A 20,785-nucleotide genomic window follows, 5' to 3' on the forward strand; every position below is an offset into this window, starting at 1 on the left:
TCGGTAGCCGGTTAGAGGTATTATTGAGCATTATATAACCCTATTGATTAGATAGGGCATGTTGAGTGAATGGGTGCTAGTTTATAAGGTTGATAAAAAGAAATAAGCAGCTTATTTCTTTTTATCAACCTTTTACTCTTTTATCGAAAGAGTAAAGCTGACTCTAAATAGAGTACAATAAACATCATGCAATTCCAAGCCAGAACTCAGGCAAAAGTATAGCATTTAATGCTAAAGCATACTATACGCGTACCAGTTTTTTCGCTGGAAACCCATATTAGCTCGCAGCTCAGCTACATGCGAACGCTTCCTCTCTTATAGAGAAAAAGTGTCGGCACCACGTAGAAAATATTCTTGTAGAACGAGATCTTATTTTCAAGCGTACAAATTTTCCTTGTGCAGCCGAATAAAGCTTGAACATATACGCTACTAAGTAGTATTTAGTTTACCTGGTAGTAAGTCTCCCGGGTAACTGTAGGATCGCATCCCTATTCGATTGGGAAAAACAACGCGCCGCCGCGTCTCGATAGGGCAGCCACGCATATGAGACATGCTCGAATGGTGACAGCGTGATATTGATATCTTCCGGTACGCAGAAGCTAAACCAGTGCTCAGTATTACGCCTGACGTCAGGCGCATAGCGATGGCGCCATTGTGGGTAGATTTCATACTCGACAGAATGCCGCCAATCAAGTAGTGTATCCGGCATCTGAGCCGTATTAACTACGATACCCGTCTCCTCAAAAACTTCTCGTCCTACAGCTAGTAGAAGCGGTTCATCAGAGATATCGATTGAACCAGTCACAGATTGCCAAAAACAAGGGAAATCCGCACGCTTGATAAGCAATACGTCAAGCGTAACAGTATGAATCACCACCAACACTGATTCCGGTATCTTAAACGGGCAAGACATCAGAGATATTTAAATCTTCGGCGCGCGTCATACTATACATTTTCTAGCTCGGTGTTCCGAAACCGAATATGCAAATCATGCAACTGATGCTCATCTACTTGGCTTGGTGCCTGCGTGAGCAGGCACTGCGCGCGTTGCGTCTTCGGAAATGCAATCACGTCTCGAATAGAATCTACACCAGCCATGATCGTAACGATCCGATCTAGGCCGAAGGCAATACCACCGTGTGGTGGCGCTCCATATTGCAATGCATCAAGAAAAAATCCAAATTTCGCATGCGCTTCTTCAGAACTGATCTTCATCGCTCTGAATACTCGGCTCTGTACGTCTTCACGATGTATTCGTACTGAACCACCACCAATTTCCCAGCCGTTAAGGACTATATCGTACGCCTTTGCAAGGCAACGACCTGGGTCGATCTCCAGATATTTGAGGTATTCATCTTTCGGACTAGTAAACGGATGATGCGTGGCAACCCAGCGATTTTCCTCCTCGTTATACTCGAACATTGGAAAATCTTTGATCCAAATCGGTTCCCAACCCTCTTTGAAAAGTCCAACAGTGCGCCCAAACTCTGAATGACCAATTTTCAACCGCAGAGCGCTAAGACTATCGTTAACAACCTTAGCACGGCCCGCGCCGAAGAAAATAATATCGCCGTCTTTCGCACCAGTACGCTCAAGGATCGTAGCAATACACGTGTTATGCAGGTTTTTTATAATGGTGCTTTGCAAGCCTTCGCGTCCTTTAGCAACTTCGTTAACGATAATCCACGCAAGCCCTTTTGCGCCATAGATGCCTACGAAATTTGTATAGTTATCAATATCTCGACGTGTTAATTCTACTCCGTGTGGCACGCGTAGCGCAGCCACACGGCCGTCTTTCATATTTGCCGGTACACTAAATACTTTAAAATTGACGTCCCTCATAGCATCAGTCAGCTCAGTAAGTTCTAGCTTCACACGCAGGTCAGGTTTATCTGAGCCGAATCGGCATAGCGCTTCCGCGTGCTGCATAACCGGAAATGGATCGGCAAGTTGGACTTTAATCGTTGCCCTAAATACATGGCGAATCATCGCCTCGAATAGATCACGGATCTCCTGTTCATCTAAAAATGACGTCTCACAGTCAATTTGTGTGAATTCTGGCTGCCGGTCCGCGCGCAAATCTTCGTCTCGAAAGCACTTCGTAATTTGATAATACCGATCAAAATTTGCTACCATCAGCAGCTGTTTAAACAGCTGCGGTGACTGCGGCAATGCAAAGAACATCCCGGCATTCACGCGCGACGGTACCAGATAATCGCGCGCTCCCTCTGGTGTGCTCTTTGTGAGCATCGGTGTCTCAATGTCAATGAACCCCTGCTCATCTAAGTACTTACGCGATTCCATTGCAACATGATAACGCAGGCGTAGATTATGCTGCATTTGCGGCCGGCGTAAGTCTAGTACACGATGTATCAAACGCGCACTCTCAGACGGGTTATCATCGTCTAGTTGTACTGGTGGCGTAATTGATGTATTAAGCACGGATAACTCGTGGCAGAGAACCTCAATTTGCCCATTTGTTAGATGCGTATTAAAGGCGTTTTCTGGACGTGCTAGTACAACGCCAACCACGCGTACACAAAACTCATTCCGCACTCCTTCGGCGGTTTTAAACATATCTGGATAATCGGGGTCGCACACTACCTGAACAAACCCTTCTCGATCGCGAAGGTCGATAAAGATGACACCACCATGATCGCGGCGGCGATGCACCCAGCCACATAGCGATACTAACTGACCTAGCAGTTTTTCAGTCACTAGACCGCAATACTCAGATCTCATGGACATGATATTTATCTTTTATTCCTAATGATAAGCGTGGGATGCATTCGTATAATTAGATTAGCAGCTGCAACAAGCTAGCTTTATTAAGGTTATTAAATAGTAGGCGCATACCACACCTTACTACCATGATCTATTTGCTTATGACACGCACCATCATAGCTAAAGTTATTGGGTCACTTTTCGGTCCTATTTAAATGGTAGCCCCTAGGCTAAGTTAAGTTTGGCATACATATAGATGCTTATTTCATTTTGAATTCAACGATAGAAGACATCGCCGCTCAGAACCTCAAACGGGAAATCAATGACACATGCATCACATGTGCGGATATTTAATCTAAAAATTTAATAGAACACATAACCACTCGATAACGGTTCCATGCTAGAAGATGCTTTTTCTATTGACTCTGGTGTAACCAGTATCAGTACCTAGGATATAATCTAGCAGATTTTCCTATAGGTTGACGAGAATCTACTTCTAACTATATTCTAGTCAATATACCGATCATAAACGCATATTTAAGGATCAATACATCTAGATAGTGTATAAACACTCGTTTTATCAGTTATCGAACTTTATTTATCACATACCGTCGATAACTCACCAAATGCATCTGTATAAAGTAGAAATTAGGAACAAGAACATTTACTTTCTTTGTTATCATAATTTTTATGAATTGACGCTCAATAAAATCTCTACCTATTAGTTTTTCCGTATCGCTCACTTTAGATCTATTTTGTCACCCATGTTACTAGCCTAGAAAACTATTATAAACTAGCCTCATGGATCTTCAATTAAGACCCTAATTTTAGCAACTTTCTAAAATATATCTTACAGCTACATTGTAAATGTAGACACGTCGCAGTGTTATTAATCTTTCAATGCATCTTTCTCAACAAAAGAAGAACTTTAATAAAATATACAAATTGTTATTTCTTTGTCATCTATAAAGAGTTTTATGTAATTAAGGCTTGGAATAATTTCGTCTTCTTATGACCTATACCAATACTATGCTTATTTAGAATGTATGCTCGTCAATCTAGTAAACTAAATAATAAAACTTCACAAGAAATGCCATAAGCTGTACTCAGTCGCTCTTTAGACTCGGAACGCTAGTTATAATATGGCATGTCTCCTTATCGACCAGATCCTTCAGTACATATTACATGTTCTATTGAAATCTTCTTATGCATGACTCGATATTGCCTGGGGGCTCGAGTCCAAAGTGAGCTAAAACGCACCAGAAAATACTACCCCGAATACTAATAATCCCTGTATAAAATAGTTAGTCCTGCACTGCTCAGCTAGTATTTGAAGCATTATGTCTGCAGTTATATGTGACGAATCATCATAATTTTTAGAAAATATATGATGAATCAGGTATGGTACTTGCGGTAGTATCTTTCTCTATTGAGAAGTTTCTATTTTTAGTCAATCCACCTAACCTCTCTAGCTGATCTGATCATTTATCCAGTGCTCAAGATACAGCTTAGCTGTTTTCCACAGATCAAGTTCCAGATTAAGAGCACAGCCCAGCCCCCCCGACATTAAGCATCGTCTTTTGAGGCAGTACCAATTGCGGTTGAATTTCAACGCTAAAGCGCTGCAACGTTGCAAAACAGTCGTGTCAGAACTTCGCAAAGCGAAATATCCTTTAGAGCGCGTCTAAAGTATAGCTGATACACTGCTCAGATAGGATCCGTGAGATCAAGTCGATGATTGGAGACATCCCTGGGTGTGGAACCTTGATGGCTATAAGCTGACCGGCGTGTGTACCACTCTTTAGCACTTACAAAGTACACCTATGCGATCGAAGCAGTGGCCACCGGTACTTGCTCAAACTCTTTGATAACACATCAACTAGCTGGCCTAGCGAGTGTTTAATCAACGCAATTTCTACTGCAGAATCAAATAGTAGGACCTGATTCCTGCGGCTTGACAGGTCGATTGTAATATCCATCGGCAACAAGTCGTGTCGAGTGGATAGGGCTTTCCAGAACTTCACAAAATCGGCTCCAGGCATTCCAATGCCACTAGGCAAAGCCATTGCGTGCGAGGAATTAGCATCGAGCGGCAGAACGTCATCACGTATACCAGCAGTTTCATACACTAGTCAGCAATATAGCTCAGCCTGACCTCTTAAGGGGCGAAGCGATAGACAGTTCATAATATTTTGAATAGGCGCAGGACTCTCATGGGCGACCGGATTAGTGCTATCGTCAGTTGCGCAGAAGAGTGCTCTCGTGGACAATATAACTGTACTCCGGTATCTGTAATGACATATGCAATATGCTGCTCTATCCTAAAAAGCGTGTCGCATACACCTGCGAGTTCACTACTGAATCGATTAAATCGTGTGCGGTGAACTAGTTGTAGATTTTTATCCAGAAAATATTCAATTAATGACCCGATAAGCCCGATCTAGCACCGCACACGCAGACCAATAAACGCACCACCAACGCAATATGGTGAGCGGGCACGTCACTGCGGTGATATGAAAGATTATTCTCCAGATTCTAGCGCAAATACTTTGTAAGCTTCGCAAGCGTCGCTTCGAATTCTGCGTCAGCATAGATCCGAATGTATTTAAGAATCGCTGATATTGATACTGTAATCAGTACATCAGCTGTTAAAGGCACTGTGGCCTGTAGTATCTCACTCGCATCGTGCAAGGGAAAACGCAACTAATATCGCCGTAGCAGGACCAATAGGTTAAAGCGAGCGGCTAGCTCATCTAGCGTACCATCGGCGCACACAGTCAACCTCGAGCACAGCCCGGAAATAACACTAGGCGTACAGTTTCTCCAGTGTACGGAAGTAAACACTGGCGCACCCACACTTTACGGATCAACAAACGGTCGACGAAGATAATAAAATATTTAGCAGCAATAGTCATCGGGGGTGGAAAGAAATATTTTCGAAAACGATACTTACGCGTCGGTTATATTGCAATACCTATTGCAGAATCGCCCTTACAGCCTGATGCCTAGTCGTCAGGATAGTTACTGAATACCGGCCAGTACCCAGATTTTACGCTGCGCGTATTACGACTTAAATTCCATATTTCAGTTACTGGCTCAGCCGCGCCATCCTGAACTTCGTGTAGCAAACTATGGAATCGTACCGACGCAGCATACTCATTATCACCACGGTCTTCTATACCCATTAAATCAGCGTTCAGCTGTACTACATCAGTATGATTTACGCTATTTCTGGCATCAAGACTAGTTTAATCTTAGCGAACATTCAGGTGTCGTAAACTCGAAAATGTCACTAAGATTGCCGGCGTCTCAAGCGGCTTGCGGCCGCAGGAATACTACCTTTGCTTCTCGCGTAAATGCATCGATGTTAAAGTTAGCGGGCATCTCAGTAATATCGAGGATTCTCGAATCTGCGCCATGGCATACCTTTCTATCGGGTTCGATGTTTGCCTGATCAATGCTCTCTGCATAGAACTGCACTGGCGTCTTATATTGATCTAGCGATATACTAGAAACTAGATCGAGATTACTATATGCATAAGCCTCAGTAGGTTACGTATTGCGATTCGAAAAGCTTAAGTACTATCAAGCGATTCGACCGTAACGGGCCGCGATGCTAGATTAGACTAGAGTACTATGTAACGTGTGCTACCCATCACCCCCCCCTACGAAATCATACTTACATAGATACCTTAGGATAGATAGTCGATATCCTTCTTGATTTGACACGTTTTTATTGATCTAAAGCCCTGCTTTTGATCGCTGATTAGCTTGACGGCCCCTTCTATAGTCTTAATATCTCTACAGCAATATGTGAGATTTCTAAATACCCTCGCTATTCTTGATTCTGGCGATGTGATATCTGTATAACTTGTCCCGAGTCTTTATCTAAAATGTCATCTGCTAACACTATTGCATCTAACTCCTTATAAGATTCTATCCAGATCGATCCTCCTCCCACTGTACAAGACTATTAGGCGTAGCTCTACACGATATCACCTCTTTCTTTGACATTCGCATGATATTACTGTCCACTCTCAATCTATCGGACCATGCTAGATCTACAGGGAATATATACCCAGCCAGTGCGGCGTTTTATATAAACTTGCACGTCACGAAGTTTTTCTAAAAGATTATTGAAGACCCTGCTTAATACGTCTAGCAGCTCGTTATCTCGATTGAGCTAAGCCTCCCTGGAGATATTCTCAGTGTTGAAAACTACTGAAAATATAAACAGATATAATACGCCATCGGACACATTAGTTACGCAGAAGAACTTATTAGCAAATATAGTTCTCAGGGAGCCCGACTATCGAAACTATCCTAGTCCGTCTTCAGGCTCACACAGATCGCATGCTGATATATGCTAACTTCATTGACTCAATTATTTAGCAGATTGGTTAGCATTGCTTGGGGCTTCGAATTATCAAAGAGGTTATTCTTCAGGTACAGAATAGAACCTCTTTGTGTAGTGTTGAAAAGCGGATCGTTTTTTCAGTTTTACAACCCCACGATTTTTTATAAGTATCGTATATAGATCGTGTTACAAGCTACTTTTTTGAGCTCCTATATCTTTTCCGGGCCATCAAAGCCAGGTTTGTCGCAGGCTATGTAAACCTCTAACCCCGGGGTTTACAGGTTTTCTGTACAGAGGCGGGGTACGAAAGGTAATCATTTAGAATGGAATATCATCATCCATCTCCTCAAATCCACTGGTGACAGTCGAGCCAGGCCGGCCTCTGTCAACGTTCACGCCTTGGTGCGCGCTACCTCCCCGAGAGGAAGAGGCCACACTCCCGCTCTGGGGAGGCCCACTCGAAGTAACACCACTTAGTTTATCCCCTCCCCGGCTACCCAACAACTGCATATTATCCGCAATAATTTCCGTCGAGTAACGATCTTGCCCACTCTGATCCTGCCATTTTCGGGTTCGGATACGTCCCTCAACGTAGACGGATGAGCCCTTCTTTAAATATTCGGCAGCAACCTCCGCCAAACGGCCAAAAAAAACTACACGGTGCCACTCGGTTAGCTCCTTGAATTCACCGGATGCCTTGTCTTTATACCGCTCTGTTGTTGCTAGACGAATATTAGTCATAGCATCTCCGCTTGACAGATAGCGCGTTTCTGGGTCAGCGCCGAGATTGCCGAGGATAATTATTTTGTTAACGGATGCCATATTATACTTTTCTCCAGTTTCATTCGAAACCTGTTATACAAGATATCGGATACACGATTAATACGCTACGCTATGGCTACTTTTTTAGTGGCACTTTTATCGGGAAGGTAATTATAAGCCATACAAATTCTAGAATAGAACAAGCGGAGAATACCGCTATATCGCCATACAGCTTGAATGGACAACCACCTATTAGATTAGGCTACCTAGCACCAGCCTAAAAGCTTGCATTGTATTATAGACACCCGTCGCAGCGCCCTGGCTCGTACTTAGTACGAGCTTTAACAGAATTGACGATTGCAATACCTCTAGGAGATTAAATCCAGTAAAGTAGATAAACAATGTAATAGCCACAGCTATCATTGTATGAACGACCTTAGATAGCGCAAAAGGCTGATCAAGAGAGCGACGATGCTCCCAAGCACCATAGTCTTCCCTTCATACAACCTTGCTGCTCGGCAGCAATAATCGTCGACATCATTAATGTGAACGCTAATACTATGACCGGCACATCAATCTTCCAGTGCGCTGCGACCGGCAATCCCGCACTGACTGGGATCTGTGGCACAACAACAAACAATGCGCTTTGTGTCGTATGTAGCGCGAACACACTGAAGTTTATTCCTAGCAGTTCTCAATGATGTAAAACCTCAAAGAAAAATGCTTTAACGGGGCTGGCGGTGACACGGGATTGGGTATAATCCCACCCCCCCCACAACCGCAATTATTAACACCGATAGTACCCCGTATGCGGCAAAAATTCCTCTCATTCCGATGACAACATATTGCAATGGAGCGACGATCATAGCTACCCCAAGGGGGGGCTCCTAATGCTACCGCTAATCATCATCATTTCTTTTGTTCGATGATACAGTCAGATCGCCAATGCGGAAACGATCACTGGCTTATGCCCAATACGATCCGATAACTATCCGTAGAAAATATACAACGACGACTGCGCAAGACCATAGATGCTCAACGCAACCTTGACAAACACTTCGTTGTCGCTCCTTGGTATCGTACGGGCATAGATCGAGAATACAGGAATAATTATAAATAAACCGAGCCTACATAAGGAAAAAACTGGGGCAAGTGAAGCGGTTGTGCGCAGCAACAGGTGGCATAGACTAATCAGGATGATTATAGTATCGGATTTGGCGGGCTGCTTGCAGAGCTGGCGCCATTGCTCAATGGAAAAACTATATCCGTAAAGCGCGTACCTATAATCTAAAAAACGTTGGCCTTAATCGGATTTAACCAAATATGTCACTAGATTATTGGGTTCTAACAAGTCGTCGCTTGTCTTCATATACGCGGAAAAACCAGTGACACTATGTCGAAAGCCTATCTACGTATGCTTGATAGTTCCTACAATTGACGGAAAAGTCTGATATTGATCTAATTGAGGGTCTGTCACCAACTATTTCGATCGAGCAAAAGAAGCATCCCATAGTCTGACCTTCACGGTTAGTGCTGTCACAGAAATGTACGATTTCTGCGATTATAGATGCGCCATACTGCCTAAGTTACTACATCTCTTTGCAAGCACAAAGCATATTTGAAATGGTCAGCACCGCGCTAGCACTGCTTAAGAACATAAGGTTGATAATTTTCTTGCCGGCTGTGACTAACCGTAGGGGCGAAAACGCTGAGCAGTTCGACTAGATACGGGCGAAAATCTTTATCCGATTTCGCGTGCAATCCGGAATTGGTACTATGCATAAAAGCGCAGCTCAAATCTATGAAGTCGGCACGCTATCTAAAAATAATGACAAACATACGGTCAAGATCGGCGTGGCTTAGCTCAAGGTGTGCTCAAAAATGAAGTAGCGTTTTACGGAGTAGTTTGAGATCACGATGCAGCTTGGCCGCCGGTCGAATGATCTTTCTAGAGATAGATAGCAACTCAGAGCATCTCTTTAGTGCTAAGTTCGCATGCCCAGTTTGTTTGTATTCACTATAAGAACTCAAGCTGTGCTCGTTCTCATTCAATAATCTGATAGGTGCATGTAAAAAATGCGATAGCCTAGAATAGATCACTTTTTTGACCCGAAGCTAGTGATTCGAACCCACTATTATTAGCTTCTAGTACGGTGAAATATAAAAATCATCTCTATTTTTAGAGATTGGAGAAAACCTAGCAGCATTCTATAAATTGATATCGAAACAGCTTTTGAGGGTCTACTTGATCCAGTACGTAAATCCATACTGGATAGCCCTGACAAACAAGTGATTAAATTCACATATATAAATCAGTATGACAGTGCAGCAGCGCGAGAATATGCATTCGAAGGTATGATTCGCAACTTAGAGCGCCACTACCTAGAGACCGATTCAGGGGTAGTGATAGTACTAGCTAAGTACTAAAATACCTGAGTGTACTCCGCATGCGGGGGTGCCCGACTATGGCGCGAGGCGCTATATGGAGATTGACTGCGATGGCAATGCGTGGGTAATCTTCGAGGTAGGCAGCTGACTTCTGCGTAATGCACTAAATTATTTCTAGGCGCTTAGGCTAGATTGCACCAAGCGCGAAATTACTAATATAGTAATTAAAAAATTATCGCATGCTTTATGTTTATAAAAAATGTTAGACTTAATTGCCTATCATTAGATCGTGGCATGAATACGCTGTTTGTGGAGAAGCGCAGAAAATCTGCCTTGCGTCATAGATAGGCTCGGAGCTAATCGGTGTGGTATACCCTAGATAAGTTATCACTCGGATTGCATAAACACAGCAATGACCAGTTAATCGAGACACTAAAGCGCGTGCACGATCTAGGTAGCTCGGTGGGCGTCGGGGAGTACAACGTTATCATGATAAAAGTAGTCGAGTACATCGTGGATATAGCCCGGGCGCTAACGAACCACGGTGGTATAGTAGTTGCGCAGAGCATATTACAACAGATTTCGGATAGTATTGCTGCGAGCATTAGACAGTACTATATAGCGTGGAGCAGATTGTGGTACTACGACAGCGTCATGTACGAAATGTGAGCTGTCCGAGAATCATGAAAGCCTATAGCGATAACCTAAAGAACAACGTTAGGTCTACCGGTTGGTCTACCCATTGCACTCGGTGTGTCCGGCTCAGGAAGGGCTTGCTGATTAAGGAGACTTATCATACAGCTTAGCGGTCGAACCCATTCCGCATGATGCCGTTGATGTACCCTTAACAAGGTAATAAATGTTAACTATTCTCCTATCAGCTATACCCCTCGTTCAAACTCTACTCCCTACACTGGTCTGTTCACTCCAATTCAGAACTTGTTCTATAGTATGCCACGACTAAAAAGCATAGCTATGATCCGGGACGATTTTCGTTCAATATCAAGACTAGAAACTAATAGCTTTACTAAATGGCAGTACTCTCAAGGTAGAGGTGTACTGTACATAATATTTACGGGCCATGCGATCATGCTATATCAATCAATACAATCAGAAAGCGCCTGAAATTCACTACAAAGTCAGAAACGTAAAGGAAGTTCTTGACATGACAGTTGAACACACATATCAGTTTTTTTCAAATGATATAAATAATTGCGCACAAACCCAAAACGCTACCCGATGTGGGACTCAACTACATCCAGCTGGGCTGGTTCTCAACCATATTATTTGGTGGCGAAGCTTAATGAATCTAGCTTTCACTGGAACTAAACAAGTGCGATACCGATCATACGCTCATATATTTAGTTAAGCTAACGACAGGCCTATACTTCCACGATAGCGCTCTTCCTCTAGAGGTCATTTACTGCTTGCGCGATTATAGAAATATGATTGTTATTGTCGAGCACAGTCTCGATGTAATCAAGACGGTAGGTTGGATTATGGTCCTTGGATTAAAGGGTAGCGTCAGGGGTGGTTAGATTGTTGCGCAAGGCACATCCGAATACGTAGCACAATCTCAGGTAAGCTTTACCGAAGAAAACCTGGCGCCTCGGGCTTGATACACAGCAGACGCAGGCCTGACGCACGCGTTATGCAGCTGCCAACGCGTATGCAGACAAATAGGATTGGGGATGGCAACAGAATATGAAACGAAGCACTTAAGCAATGATCAAGACAATTCACTGCACGAGCGTTCAGTAGGGCTACTTCCAGCGAAAAATGTAAATTCATTGGGCTTTCCGTTACATAAAGTTGCTGTAGTAGATATTGTTAGCCACCTGTTCATGATCGCAGCAATGCTATTGATCATTAAGCTAAAACTGCTTGGTGCGCTGCTTTCTGGGCTACTTGTCTATCAGGTTGTTCTTCAGATCTCACCAAGCCTAGAGCGTCACCTATCTAGCCAGCGCTCTCGGTGGTTCGCAGTCGTCTTCGTCGCCTGCGCTGTAGTTGCTAGCTTCACTGGTATCTCACTGGGAATCTCTCAGCATCTCGAAAAAAATATTACTTGCCTTCGGAGCATGTTCGAGCATGCAGTATGGTTTTTCGAGAAGAGTCGTGCGCGATTTCCGGCCTGGATGTTGACATATCTACCGAGCAATGCTTCTGAAATAGAATCGAAAATTGCTGTCTTGCTGTACTCTCATGCAACGCAGCTACAGGAGAGTGGTAAGACCGCGATGAGGGGTATTGTACATGTTCTAGTCGGTATGGTTCTTGGCGCGATCGTAGCCGTTGGAACACAGCATAATGCGCCTCGTGCACCGCTACCCGAGGCTCTAGTCACGAGAGTGTCGCGTTTCTCTGATGCGTTTCGGCGAATTGTGTTCGCACAAGCTAAGGTTTCAGCGCTCAATACTATCTTTACCGGTCTTTACCTGCTTGTTGTATTACCTCTATTTCATTCGAGGTTGCCTCTATCTAAGACGTTAGTTATTTTCACATTCCTAGTCGGATTATTACCGGTTGTTGGCAACTTAATCTCGAATACTGTGATTGTGATGATCTCTTTAGCCTCCGGGATCGGAATCGCGATTTCTTCACTCGCGTTCCTGATTCTAATCCACAAGCTAGAATACTTCTTAAGCGCGCGCATCGTTGGTAGCGAGATTGAGGCTAATGCATGGGAACTGCTGATTGCAATGCTAGTAATGGAAGCAGCGTTTGGGCTGTTTGGAGTAATTGCCGCACCGATCTTCTATGCCTACATCAAACGTGAGTTAGTACTCTCTAACCTCATCTAAATGCTCTCGTGTTCTGTAGGTAATATATGTTAAATACACGTTTTCTATGCCCTAAATATGATAGTAGAAATCGATGAAAATAGAGCGTTGCGACTAGCTCGGCACGTACTTGATATCGAAGCACATGCTATCCGCAGCTTAAGTACGCGTCTAGACTGCGAGTTTGTTGTTGCCGTGGAAATGTTACTAGCTTGTAAAGGGCGTGTAGTAGTCTCCGGTATTGGTAAGTCAGGGCATATTGCACGTAAACTAGCAGCTACGCTGGCGAGCACTGGTACACCTGCGTTCTTTGTACATCCAGCCGAAGCGAGTCATGGTGATCTGGGCATGGTTACAGCTGACGACGTATTTATCGGCTTGTCTAATTCTGGAGAATCAGAGGAACTAGTTACGATTTTGCCTCTAATTAAGAGGATTGGCGCAAAATTGATCGCGGTAACAGGACAGCCAGAGTCAAGTCTGGCTAAGTTGGCCGACGCGCACTTAAATGCACATGTGGATAAAGAAGCCTGTCCACTGAATCTAGCGCCAACAGCTAGCACTACAGCTAAACTCGCGCTTAGTGACGCGTTAGCTATAGCAGTGCTCGATGCACGCGGCTTCTCCGGAGATGATTTTGCACGCTCGCATCCCGGTGGGAGATTAGGCCGGCGTTTGCTCACTTATGTAAGCGACATAATGCGCACTGGCGACCAGGTACCGAGCGTGCCACTATCTGCGACGGTAAGGGACGCGCTGTTTGAGATCACGGAAAAACGGCTAGGTATGACAGCAATCGTGGACGAAAATTCACGGATTTTAGGCATTTTTACCGATGGTGATTTACGGCGTGTGTTAGCGAATACAAGTGATATTTGTAATTTGCCAATTACTGATACGATGACACATAATCCACGCACAATCAGCGTCGAACGGCTAGCTGTGGAGGCCGTAGAACTGATGGAGCGATTTCATATTAGCCAGATTTTAGTTGCCGCTACCGATGACACTCTAATCGGAGCGCTAAATATGCACGATCTTTTCTCGGCTAAAGTTATCTAATTCTACTATCAGTCTTCACTGGGATTAAATGCATTACTCGTATCAAACTTATAATCTTCGATGTAATCGGACGACATGTTAACTGACTAAATCTTGTGATTTTCGAAAAAAGAAAAAGTTTTAACTTGATCGATAGCTATAAGTTAAAAGCATTCGAATAGGACGCCAGCGAGGCTGTAATTATTAGCTCTCGCAGCAAAAAATCGTGAAATGACGAATACGTAAGATCCACGTATCATATATTAAAGAATGCTAGAGATACGCAACTATACCTGGTTTTCACTTGTACTAATGGGATTTCTTACCGCCGGTACGTACTGGCTTCTACAAAATACGCTATTGCGATCGCCACAGGCAATATCCGCTAATAAGGCGCATGCGCCAGATTACTTTGCTAAGCAGTTCTCAATCTCGATACTAGATGAAAGTGGCATAACGCAGTACCGAATTTCAGCTACATCAGCGGTCCATTATGAGAACGATGCGGAAACGCATGCGACACTACTCTCAATACGAGCGTTCTCGCCAGGCCAGCCAGTTGTTACCACCACTGGCAAGTATGCGCTGATCAATGCAGATAGTTTGATTTTAGATCTATATAACGACGCATGTATTATGCGCGAAGCGAGTCAGACTGATCCTCCAATACAAGCTAACTCTCAACATTTCCGTGTACTTATGCATGATAATATTATTAAAACAGACAAGTTAGTTAAACTGCAGCGGGGCCCATTAAAAATGAGAGCCTATGGCATGATCTACGACAACGTAAGTCAGAAAATACGTCTACTCAATAAAGTACACGGTATGATTTCCGCATCTAACTTATCGGCTACTAAACCGCTTCAATTAGTGAGTGGGGTTTTTTTCTCGCGCGACATGCATGAATCTGATTTTTAATCAACCGATCCTTACGCATACACTATACCCCAAGAAATTCGCCACGATGAGCTGTACCAGCTCTGTAAGTAAATCGATTATAAGAGCGCTGATTAGCTTGCTACTACTTACAACAGTGCCGCTAATTGCGCACGCGGAACATATAGATCGTGATAAGACGATTAATATCGAAGCGGACTATATGACATATGATGATCTAAAGCATCTAGCAGTTTTCACTGGCCATGTTGTCGCGACTAAGGGTTCGATTTTAATTCGCGCAGATCGAATAGATGTTCGGCAAGATCCAAAAGGCAACCAGAATGCTACTGGTACCAGTAACGGCAACATACTGTCATATTTCCGCAAAAAGCGTGACGATATAGATGAATATATTGAGGGTACTGCAGTACGCATCAACTATGATAGCAATAAAAACCTAACGACGCTAACCACGCGCGCCACTGTGCGACGCTTACATAGATTATCTGAAGTCCTTGATGAAGTACACGGCAGTATAATAACCTATAATTGCCAGACGAATTTTTATACCGCCCAATCAGGCAGGGATGTCGTAGGGCCAGGAAATTTAAGTGGCCGTGTACGCGCCATGCTTACGCCTAAAACGGGGAGACAGCATGCCAATATACCTGGCTAGTACATAGCGCTTATGCCTATACCCAGACTCCACAAGAAACATAAACGCATATGAATACATCAGTTCCATCGGGATCTGATAAGACTATAGTAAGCACGCTGTCGGTACGAAACTTGCGCAAACGTTACGGCGCTCGCACCGTCGTCAAGGACGTTTCGCTTAATGTAAAAAGTGGCGAAGTAGTCGGGCTACTTGGACCAAACGGTGCAGGTAAGACAACCTCATTTTATATGATAGTTGGTCTGGTGCCGATCGATGCTGGTGAAATTATGCTAAACGACCAATCAATTAGCTTTCTACCGATCCATAAGCGTGCCCGACTGGGATTGTCTTATTTACCTCAAGAAGCGTCAGTATTTCGTAAACTGTCTGTCAACGACAACATCCGCGCTATTTTAGAGTTTCAATTAGACGAAAATAAAAAATTACTGTCTAACCAAGAAGTATCGATGCGCACTACCGCGTTGCTTGAAGAGCTACAAATCAGCCACTTGCGCGACAATTCTGCTGTTTCGCTATCGGGTGGCGAGCGACGTCGTGTCGAGATTGCACGCGCTCTCGCCACCCGCCCAACTTTTATCCTGTTAGACGAACCTTTTGCTGGCGTAGACCCTATAGCTGTTCTAGAAATCCAGAAGATAGTGAGCTTTTTGAAAGAGCGCGGCATTGGCGTATTAATTACAGATCATAATGTGCGCGAGACACTCGGCATCTGTAATCACGCGTACATCATCAGTGACGGTAGTGTGCTTGCGGCCGGCGCGCCCAAGGAGATTATTACGAATGAAAGTGTACGCCGTGTTTACTTGGGTGAAAATTTTCATATGTAATCTATTTCTAGACCTGACTCCTTCTTTAAAAAGAATCAGCCTAGCAACACACCATCTCGGTGGCTAGGGGTGAATGCCGTATCCTAATTCGCTCGAAGAAGTAAAAAGAGTAAAAAATAAAAACGCCTGCTCGGAAAGCTAAACTGATATAGAAAACTGCCCGTAATAAACGGCATTGGCAGAATATTCTTCTGAAGCAATAATTAGTTTATAAGGCGATTGTGTTACAGGTAAGCATCAGGCCCACTTTAGGCATTTACTTAGTTGTCTTGTACAACAAAATCTACCTGATAGCATCGTTTTTTAGGTCGCAAGATGGTCGGCAGTCTAAATTTCTGATATTCCCGCCTTCGCTAGAGAAGTCCTGTAAGAACATCTCTAAATTCTATCTAGCACTATTGTTGTTATTAAAGTTATCCTATACGTACAAATCTAACTTCAGGGTACAAACCCTGGTGCGCTACATTTAATTCTCACCTAGTAAACCCTGACCTCTAAAACTCTTACGTTTTATACAACAAATTTAATTATATACGTAATCACAATAAGCAGAACTAGATTAAACAACCCTAAAAACATGTATACGTCCAACTCTTCAATAAATACCACCCCTACTAAGCTAAGTCATCTTACGGGTCATCAGGGCTGAGAGGTTGTGTTGTGTTTCGATGGAAATCGCTAAAATGTAACTTCCAGAACTGATCTGGCCGGTTATTTAGAATCCAATCTATCTAACCGGGATCTAGGATTTCCCCGGGATTGAGGTCAATTGCCATCAGCTGCAAATCGATGAGGTTCACCCGAACGTTCCTTGTTGTAGAAGAGGTACATCTTCATTGCTAGAATTAGCACTTTATTATAGTAATCGACAACTCTCGATTATATATGTTACCCATCCATGCGCTGCATATGATACTATATAGTGTGTTCCTAGATATCCTTATCATAGAAGTACTGCTGATAAGCGACTCAAGGCTTATCAAGAGCGAGCTATAGCTAAAGCTAATGAGTCTCGAACCTAGTCTAGAATTTTAAAAGACCGCTACCCCCCGCTACCACAAAATCTATAGAAGTACGCAGTCTTAGGCTGCTTAATATCAAAACGATATTCTGTGGAGCCGAGGTATGCCAATAAAACAAGGCTTAAGCTAATTGTATAGCTAGTACGCTGCCCCGATACTGAATTTTAGAGTCACTTTAAGATGCTTCGCTTTTCGATCAGTAGGGTCGCGATCTGGGTTACAGCTGGATAAAACCCAGATCGTGCTAGATAAAGATACTATTTCTGAAATGGTACGATACTGATGCGCTACACGATTTTATGAGACGTTGGCAATGAATTATACAGGGCAGAATCTAGGCGGATACCTTCTAAGTAAGCTGCCCGAATCAGACTAAAGCACTACTGTAGCATGAAATGCATAAAAAAACGAGGGCAAATCAGTGTTGCTATTAATGTGCGATCAGAAACCGTCATCTAGATGTAATACTAAAAATTAGTAATGAATAGTGGTAGCTACACCATTCGCGTGCATTTCTTAAATATAAGCAGGCAATCTCTGATACAACACCCTTCCGAGACGCGCTGTAAGCACCTATATCTGCGTTAATATTTAGCTAACATGCTCAATGACACGAGGGCTTTGTTAGCCGATGCAATCTAAACATAAACGGAAAATAGGCTGCGTGCCTAGTTTAGGCTGTTTATAGGCATGAGCAAAACTAGTCTTACGCTTATGTTCCAATAAGCCAGCTTCAAATGCGGTATTCCGCTAGATGCCGATAGCATTTGATATATGGATTTGCTTAATCCTTATTAGGATAAGCAGCTTTATTTACTAACTGGGCTCGACTAGACGGCGTTGACTTTCTTGCTGCTACGCCACTAGTCGGCGTGATGATGAACAATACTTCTGAATATCTAGCTAAGTAGTTGCCGTATTTCCAAGATGACAATCGCGCTTACTTAAGCATATCAATCATGTGTATTGTCAGATAGAATCGATCATTTATATCACCAAGGTGCTTAGTGCCCGCTTCGCGCGTGAGGCAGATGTGCTGCTATGCCATCTCAATATTTTTGGCCTGTATAGCTGTGAAGTATCGCTTTTAGAAAATTTTATCGAACGGTTTAGTAACAAAACGAGAAATGTAACCAAGCATTTCTCCTGATTCGATTTCGTGTGGTGTTGTAGTAGTCCGACACATATAATACCCGACTTTTCTATATGATTAGAAGGTATCTCTCCTACTCACCTGAATCGGAGCATTTCAGATCATTTAGTACCAAGCGAGTTATGCGTCACTTCCGGTTGTCTTATCAGGCTAAATTTAACAGACTAAACCCGATAAACAGACTGCAATAACTCGCTGTACGTATAATTATTATTTGACAACTGCCTTCGACTTCAGTACTCTTTCCTAGACTACAAATCATCGCTCCCCTATAATAAATAACTTAGTTCACGATATTCATCAAACTGTGCACGCTTGCTTAACAATCTAATCTGGGTATCTCTTTGGCTTGAACCCGGCTTAGTCAGACGTTCAAAATTAAGGTCGTACCACATGCTGCGGAACAAACTACCATGGTAGATTATGATAGAATTCTATTAAGAAGCTTTCGAACCGGCGCCGGCAAGCCATAGTTGCTAATAGCGTCAAGTCGTACCCATGCTGTATCGGCGTTAGCAATAGCGGGTGGTTTATTGGATAGTTTTGCAGACTGCACTTCAATCTCTAAGAGAAAATGTGTAAACGCGTGCGCTAACGAAGCAAGCGGCGATAGCACGACTGGCGCGCCTCCAAGTTGCTCGGCACGGGCAGCAAGCCTATTCACGTCATATGCCTCGGGCAAACTCCAGAGCCCGCCCCAGATACCAGACGGTGGTCGTTTTTCGAGTAGAACCTGATCAGCACTGCGCAATACTAGCAGCATTATACGACGTATTGGTATGGACTTCCTTGGCCTAGAAACCGGTAACTCGTGCTGCCGGTTCGTTAAATTAGCTATGCACACGTGTTCGAACGGGCAGCGAGCGCAAACTGGGCGAATACGTAGACATAGTATTGCCCCTAGATCCATAAGCCCTTGAGTATACGAAACGATAGGCTCAATCGGTGTATTATGGAATTTCTCTACCTCATTGAATACTCTCCTGGATACTTTATGAACTGTGGGCAGCAATGATTCGGCCAGCGCCCACATTTCAGTCTCCACGCGCTTATCTCCTGGAAAGCCATTAATCCCAAAAATCCGTGCAAGTACTCGTTTGACATTGCCGTCCAAAATAGGCGAGTATATGCCAAATGAGAATGCAGCAATCGCCGCTGCCGTTGATCGCCCGATTCCCGGTAGTAATGCAAGTTGCTCAACAGTCTTCGGAAACAAACCGCCATACTGTGGCTGAACAATTATCTGAGCGCAGTGGTGTAAGTTTCTCGCGCGTGCGTAGTAGCCTAGTCCACTCCATAGTGTCATCACGTCATCAGATGAGGCAGCCGCTAATACGTGAACATTCGGAAACCGGGTAAGGAACCTAGCATAATACGGAATCACTGTCGAGACCTGCGTTTGCTGCAACATTATCTCGGATAACCATACTTGATACGGATCTCGACTGCGTTGCCACGGCAGGTTATGCCGCCCATGTGCAAGCTGCCATGCAATTAGATGCGGTGCAAAGTTAGATGGTTCTATATTAGTCCCCTTAAATATATTTATTTAGTACTAGTAGACTCTATAATAATAGCAATAGTTCTACTTTGCCCGCGATATGCAAGCCCATGTAAATGAGGGATAAGATAAGAGGTTGGATATAAACAAAATAGATGAATTTAGAATAACTTCTCTCTCACTGTTTCCTCTATCTCGCTGCCCTTCCCTTTAAACGAAGGCGTAAACAGGCTATCTAATAGATGTTGTATCCATGAGGATATGATCTCATTGTTGTCATAAGCATTTTCTTTATCAATACCGTAATCTAGACAGCGCCGCACTTGAAAAAGCTTAACCCTAAGCCTGACCAGTACCTGATACTTAAGCTTACTACTCAATAAGCGCGGGTAGGAATTGCTAGCAAGTTACGAAGAAATCACGGCGGGCTGGATATCAACCAGTCTTTAAATTAATGCGTAATTAAGCTGTTTATCCTCGAGTGTGAGTAGTGAATATCCTCCGCATCCTTCTACTTTGGAGATTATGCTTAAGTTCGAGATTAAGTTGACTATTGACTTCTAATCACTCTACAGAAATCGAAGCTAAAAAACGTTAGCCTGCTAGGCATAGACAAGGTCGCAGAAATTGCTTTACTCTCGTAAATCTCTATTGCTGTGCAATGCA

The 20,785-nt window shown here is 43.5% G+C and carries 16 protein-coding genes and 1 pseudogene; 7 read left to right on the top strand and 10 right to left on the bottom strand.

All coding sequences use genetic code 11. The features are described from left to right. Positions 1 to 445: 445 nt before the first annotated feature. The 9 genes and pseudogenes from nudB to K0T93_RS04545 form a co-directional block, all read right to left on the bottom strand. The gene (gene nudB / locus K0T93_RS03445; protein ID WP_225721293.1) at positions 446 to 913 is read right to left on the bottom strand and encodes a dihydroneopterin triphosphate diphosphatase; all 468 of its coding nucleotides are present in this window, start codon (positions 911 to 913) and stop codon (positions 446 to 448) included. A gap of 32 nt (positions 914 to 945) precedes the next feature. After that, positions 946 to 2,748: an aspartate--tRNA ligase gene (gene aspS, locus K0T93_RS03450; protein WP_225721294.1), complete on the bottom strand. Its 1,803-nt coding sequence runs from the start codon at positions 2,746 to 2,748 to the stop codon at positions 946 to 948. Positions 2,749 to 3,973: 1,225 nt separating this feature from the next. Then, a pseudogene (locus tag K0T93_RS04540) lies at positions 3,974 to 4,431 on the bottom strand (ubiquinone biosynthesis regulatory protein kinase UbiB); the annotation flags it as partial. Next, entirely contained in the window at positions 4,398 to 4,532 is a 135-nt protein-coding gene (locus K0T93_RS04320) for a hypothetical protein (RefSeq protein ID WP_255601738.1), read from the bottom strand. The pseudogene K0T93_RS04540 and the gene K0T93_RS04320, both read right to left, overlap by 34 nt. Further along, positions 4,533 to 4,853 (bottom strand): hypothetical protein, encoded by a 321-nt coding sequence (locus K0T93_RS03455; RefSeq protein WP_225721295.1) that lies wholly within the window; start codon positions 4,851 to 4,853, stop codon positions 4,533 to 4,535. 406 nt (positions 4,854 to 5,259) lie between these two features. Beyond that, entirely contained in the window at positions 5,260 to 5,427 is a 168-nt protein-coding gene (locus tag K0T93_RS03460; protein ID WP_225721296.1) for a hypothetical protein, read from the bottom strand. A gap of 302 nt (positions 5,428 to 5,729) precedes the next feature. Then, positions 5,730 to 5,909, bottom strand: a complete 180-nt coding sequence (locus K0T93_RS03465; RefSeq protein ID WP_225721297.1) for a hypothetical protein — start codon at positions 5,907 to 5,909, stop codon at positions 5,730 to 5,732. 1,490 nt (positions 5,910 to 7,399) lie between these two features. After that, positions 7,400 to 7,903, bottom strand: coding sequence for a single-stranded DNA-binding protein (ssb, locus tag K0T93_RS03470; RefSeq protein ID WP_225721298.1), 504 nt, complete (start codon positions 7,901 to 7,903; stop codon positions 7,400 to 7,402). A gap of 397 nt (positions 7,904 to 8,300) precedes the next feature. Further along, on the bottom strand, positions 8,301 to 8,513 hold the full coding sequence (locus K0T93_RS04545; RefSeq protein ID WP_445082787.1) for a hypothetical protein: 213 nt from the start codon (positions 8,511 to 8,513) through the stop codon (positions 8,301 to 8,303). Between the two features lie 1,598 nt (positions 8,514 to 10,111). Between K0T93_RS04545 and K0T93_RS03480 the strand changes: the two genes are divergently transcribed. The 7 genes from K0T93_RS03480 (at position 10,112) to lptB (ending at position 16,443) form a co-directional block, all read left to right on the top strand. Then, positions 10,112 to 10,270 (top strand): hypothetical protein, encoded by a 159-nt coding sequence (locus tag K0T93_RS03480; protein ID WP_239025398.1) that lies wholly within the window; start codon positions 10,112 to 10,114, stop codon positions 10,268 to 10,270. A gap of 324 nt (positions 10,271 to 10,594) precedes the next feature. Beyond that, positions 10,595 to 10,900, top strand: coding sequence for a hypothetical protein (locus K0T93_RS03485; protein ID WP_225721299.1), 306 nt, complete (start codon positions 10,595 to 10,597; stop codon positions 10,898 to 10,900). A gap of 1,022 nt (positions 10,901 to 11,922) precedes the next feature. Then, the gene (locus tag K0T93_RS03490) at positions 11,923 to 13,035 is read left to right on the top strand and encodes an AI-2E family transporter (protein ID WP_225721300.1); all 1,113 of its coding nucleotides are present in this window, start codon (positions 11,923 to 11,925) and stop codon (positions 13,033 to 13,035) included. 57 nt (positions 13,036 to 13,092) lie between these two features. After that, complete coding sequence (locus K0T93_RS03495; protein WP_225721301.1) at positions 13,093 to 14,076, top strand: KpsF/GutQ family sugar-phosphate isomerase; 984 nt, start codon at positions 13,093 to 13,095, stop codon at positions 14,074 to 14,076. Positions 14,077 to 14,325: 249 nt separating this feature from the next. Next, the gene (gene lptC / locus K0T93_RS03500; protein ID WP_225721302.1) at positions 14,326 to 14,976 is read left to right on the top strand and encodes an LPS export ABC transporter periplasmic protein LptC; all 651 of its coding nucleotides are present in this window, start codon (positions 14,326 to 14,328) and stop codon (positions 14,974 to 14,976) included. Next, complete coding sequence (gene lptA / locus K0T93_RS03505; protein WP_225721303.1) at positions 14,960 to 15,613, top strand: lipopolysaccharide transport periplasmic protein LptA; 654 nt, start codon at positions 14,960 to 14,962, stop codon at positions 15,611 to 15,613. Before lptC ends, lptA begins: the two co-directional genes overlap by 17 nt. 50 nt (positions 15,614 to 15,663) lie before the next feature. Then, positions 15,664 to 16,443 (top strand): LPS export ABC transporter ATP-binding protein, encoded by a 780-nt coding sequence (gene lptB, locus K0T93_RS03510; protein ID WP_225721304.1) that lies wholly within the window; start codon positions 15,664 to 15,666, stop codon positions 16,441 to 16,443. 2,596 nt (positions 16,444 to 19,039) lie between these two features. Here lptB and mutY read toward each other — a convergent pair. Then, positions 19,040 to 20,167, bottom strand: coding sequence for an A/G-specific adenine glycosylase (gene mutY, locus K0T93_RS03515; protein WP_225721804.1), 1,128 nt, complete (start codon positions 20,165 to 20,167; stop codon positions 19,040 to 19,042). Positions 20,168 to 20,785: the final 618 nt, after the last annotated feature.

The sequence above is a fragment of the Candidatus Vallotiella sp. (ex Adelges kitamiensis) genome (assembly GCF_020342435.1).
In the GTDB taxonomy this organism is placed as follows: domain Bacteria; phylum Pseudomonadota; class Gammaproteobacteria; order Burkholderiales; family Burkholderiaceae; genus Mycetohabitans.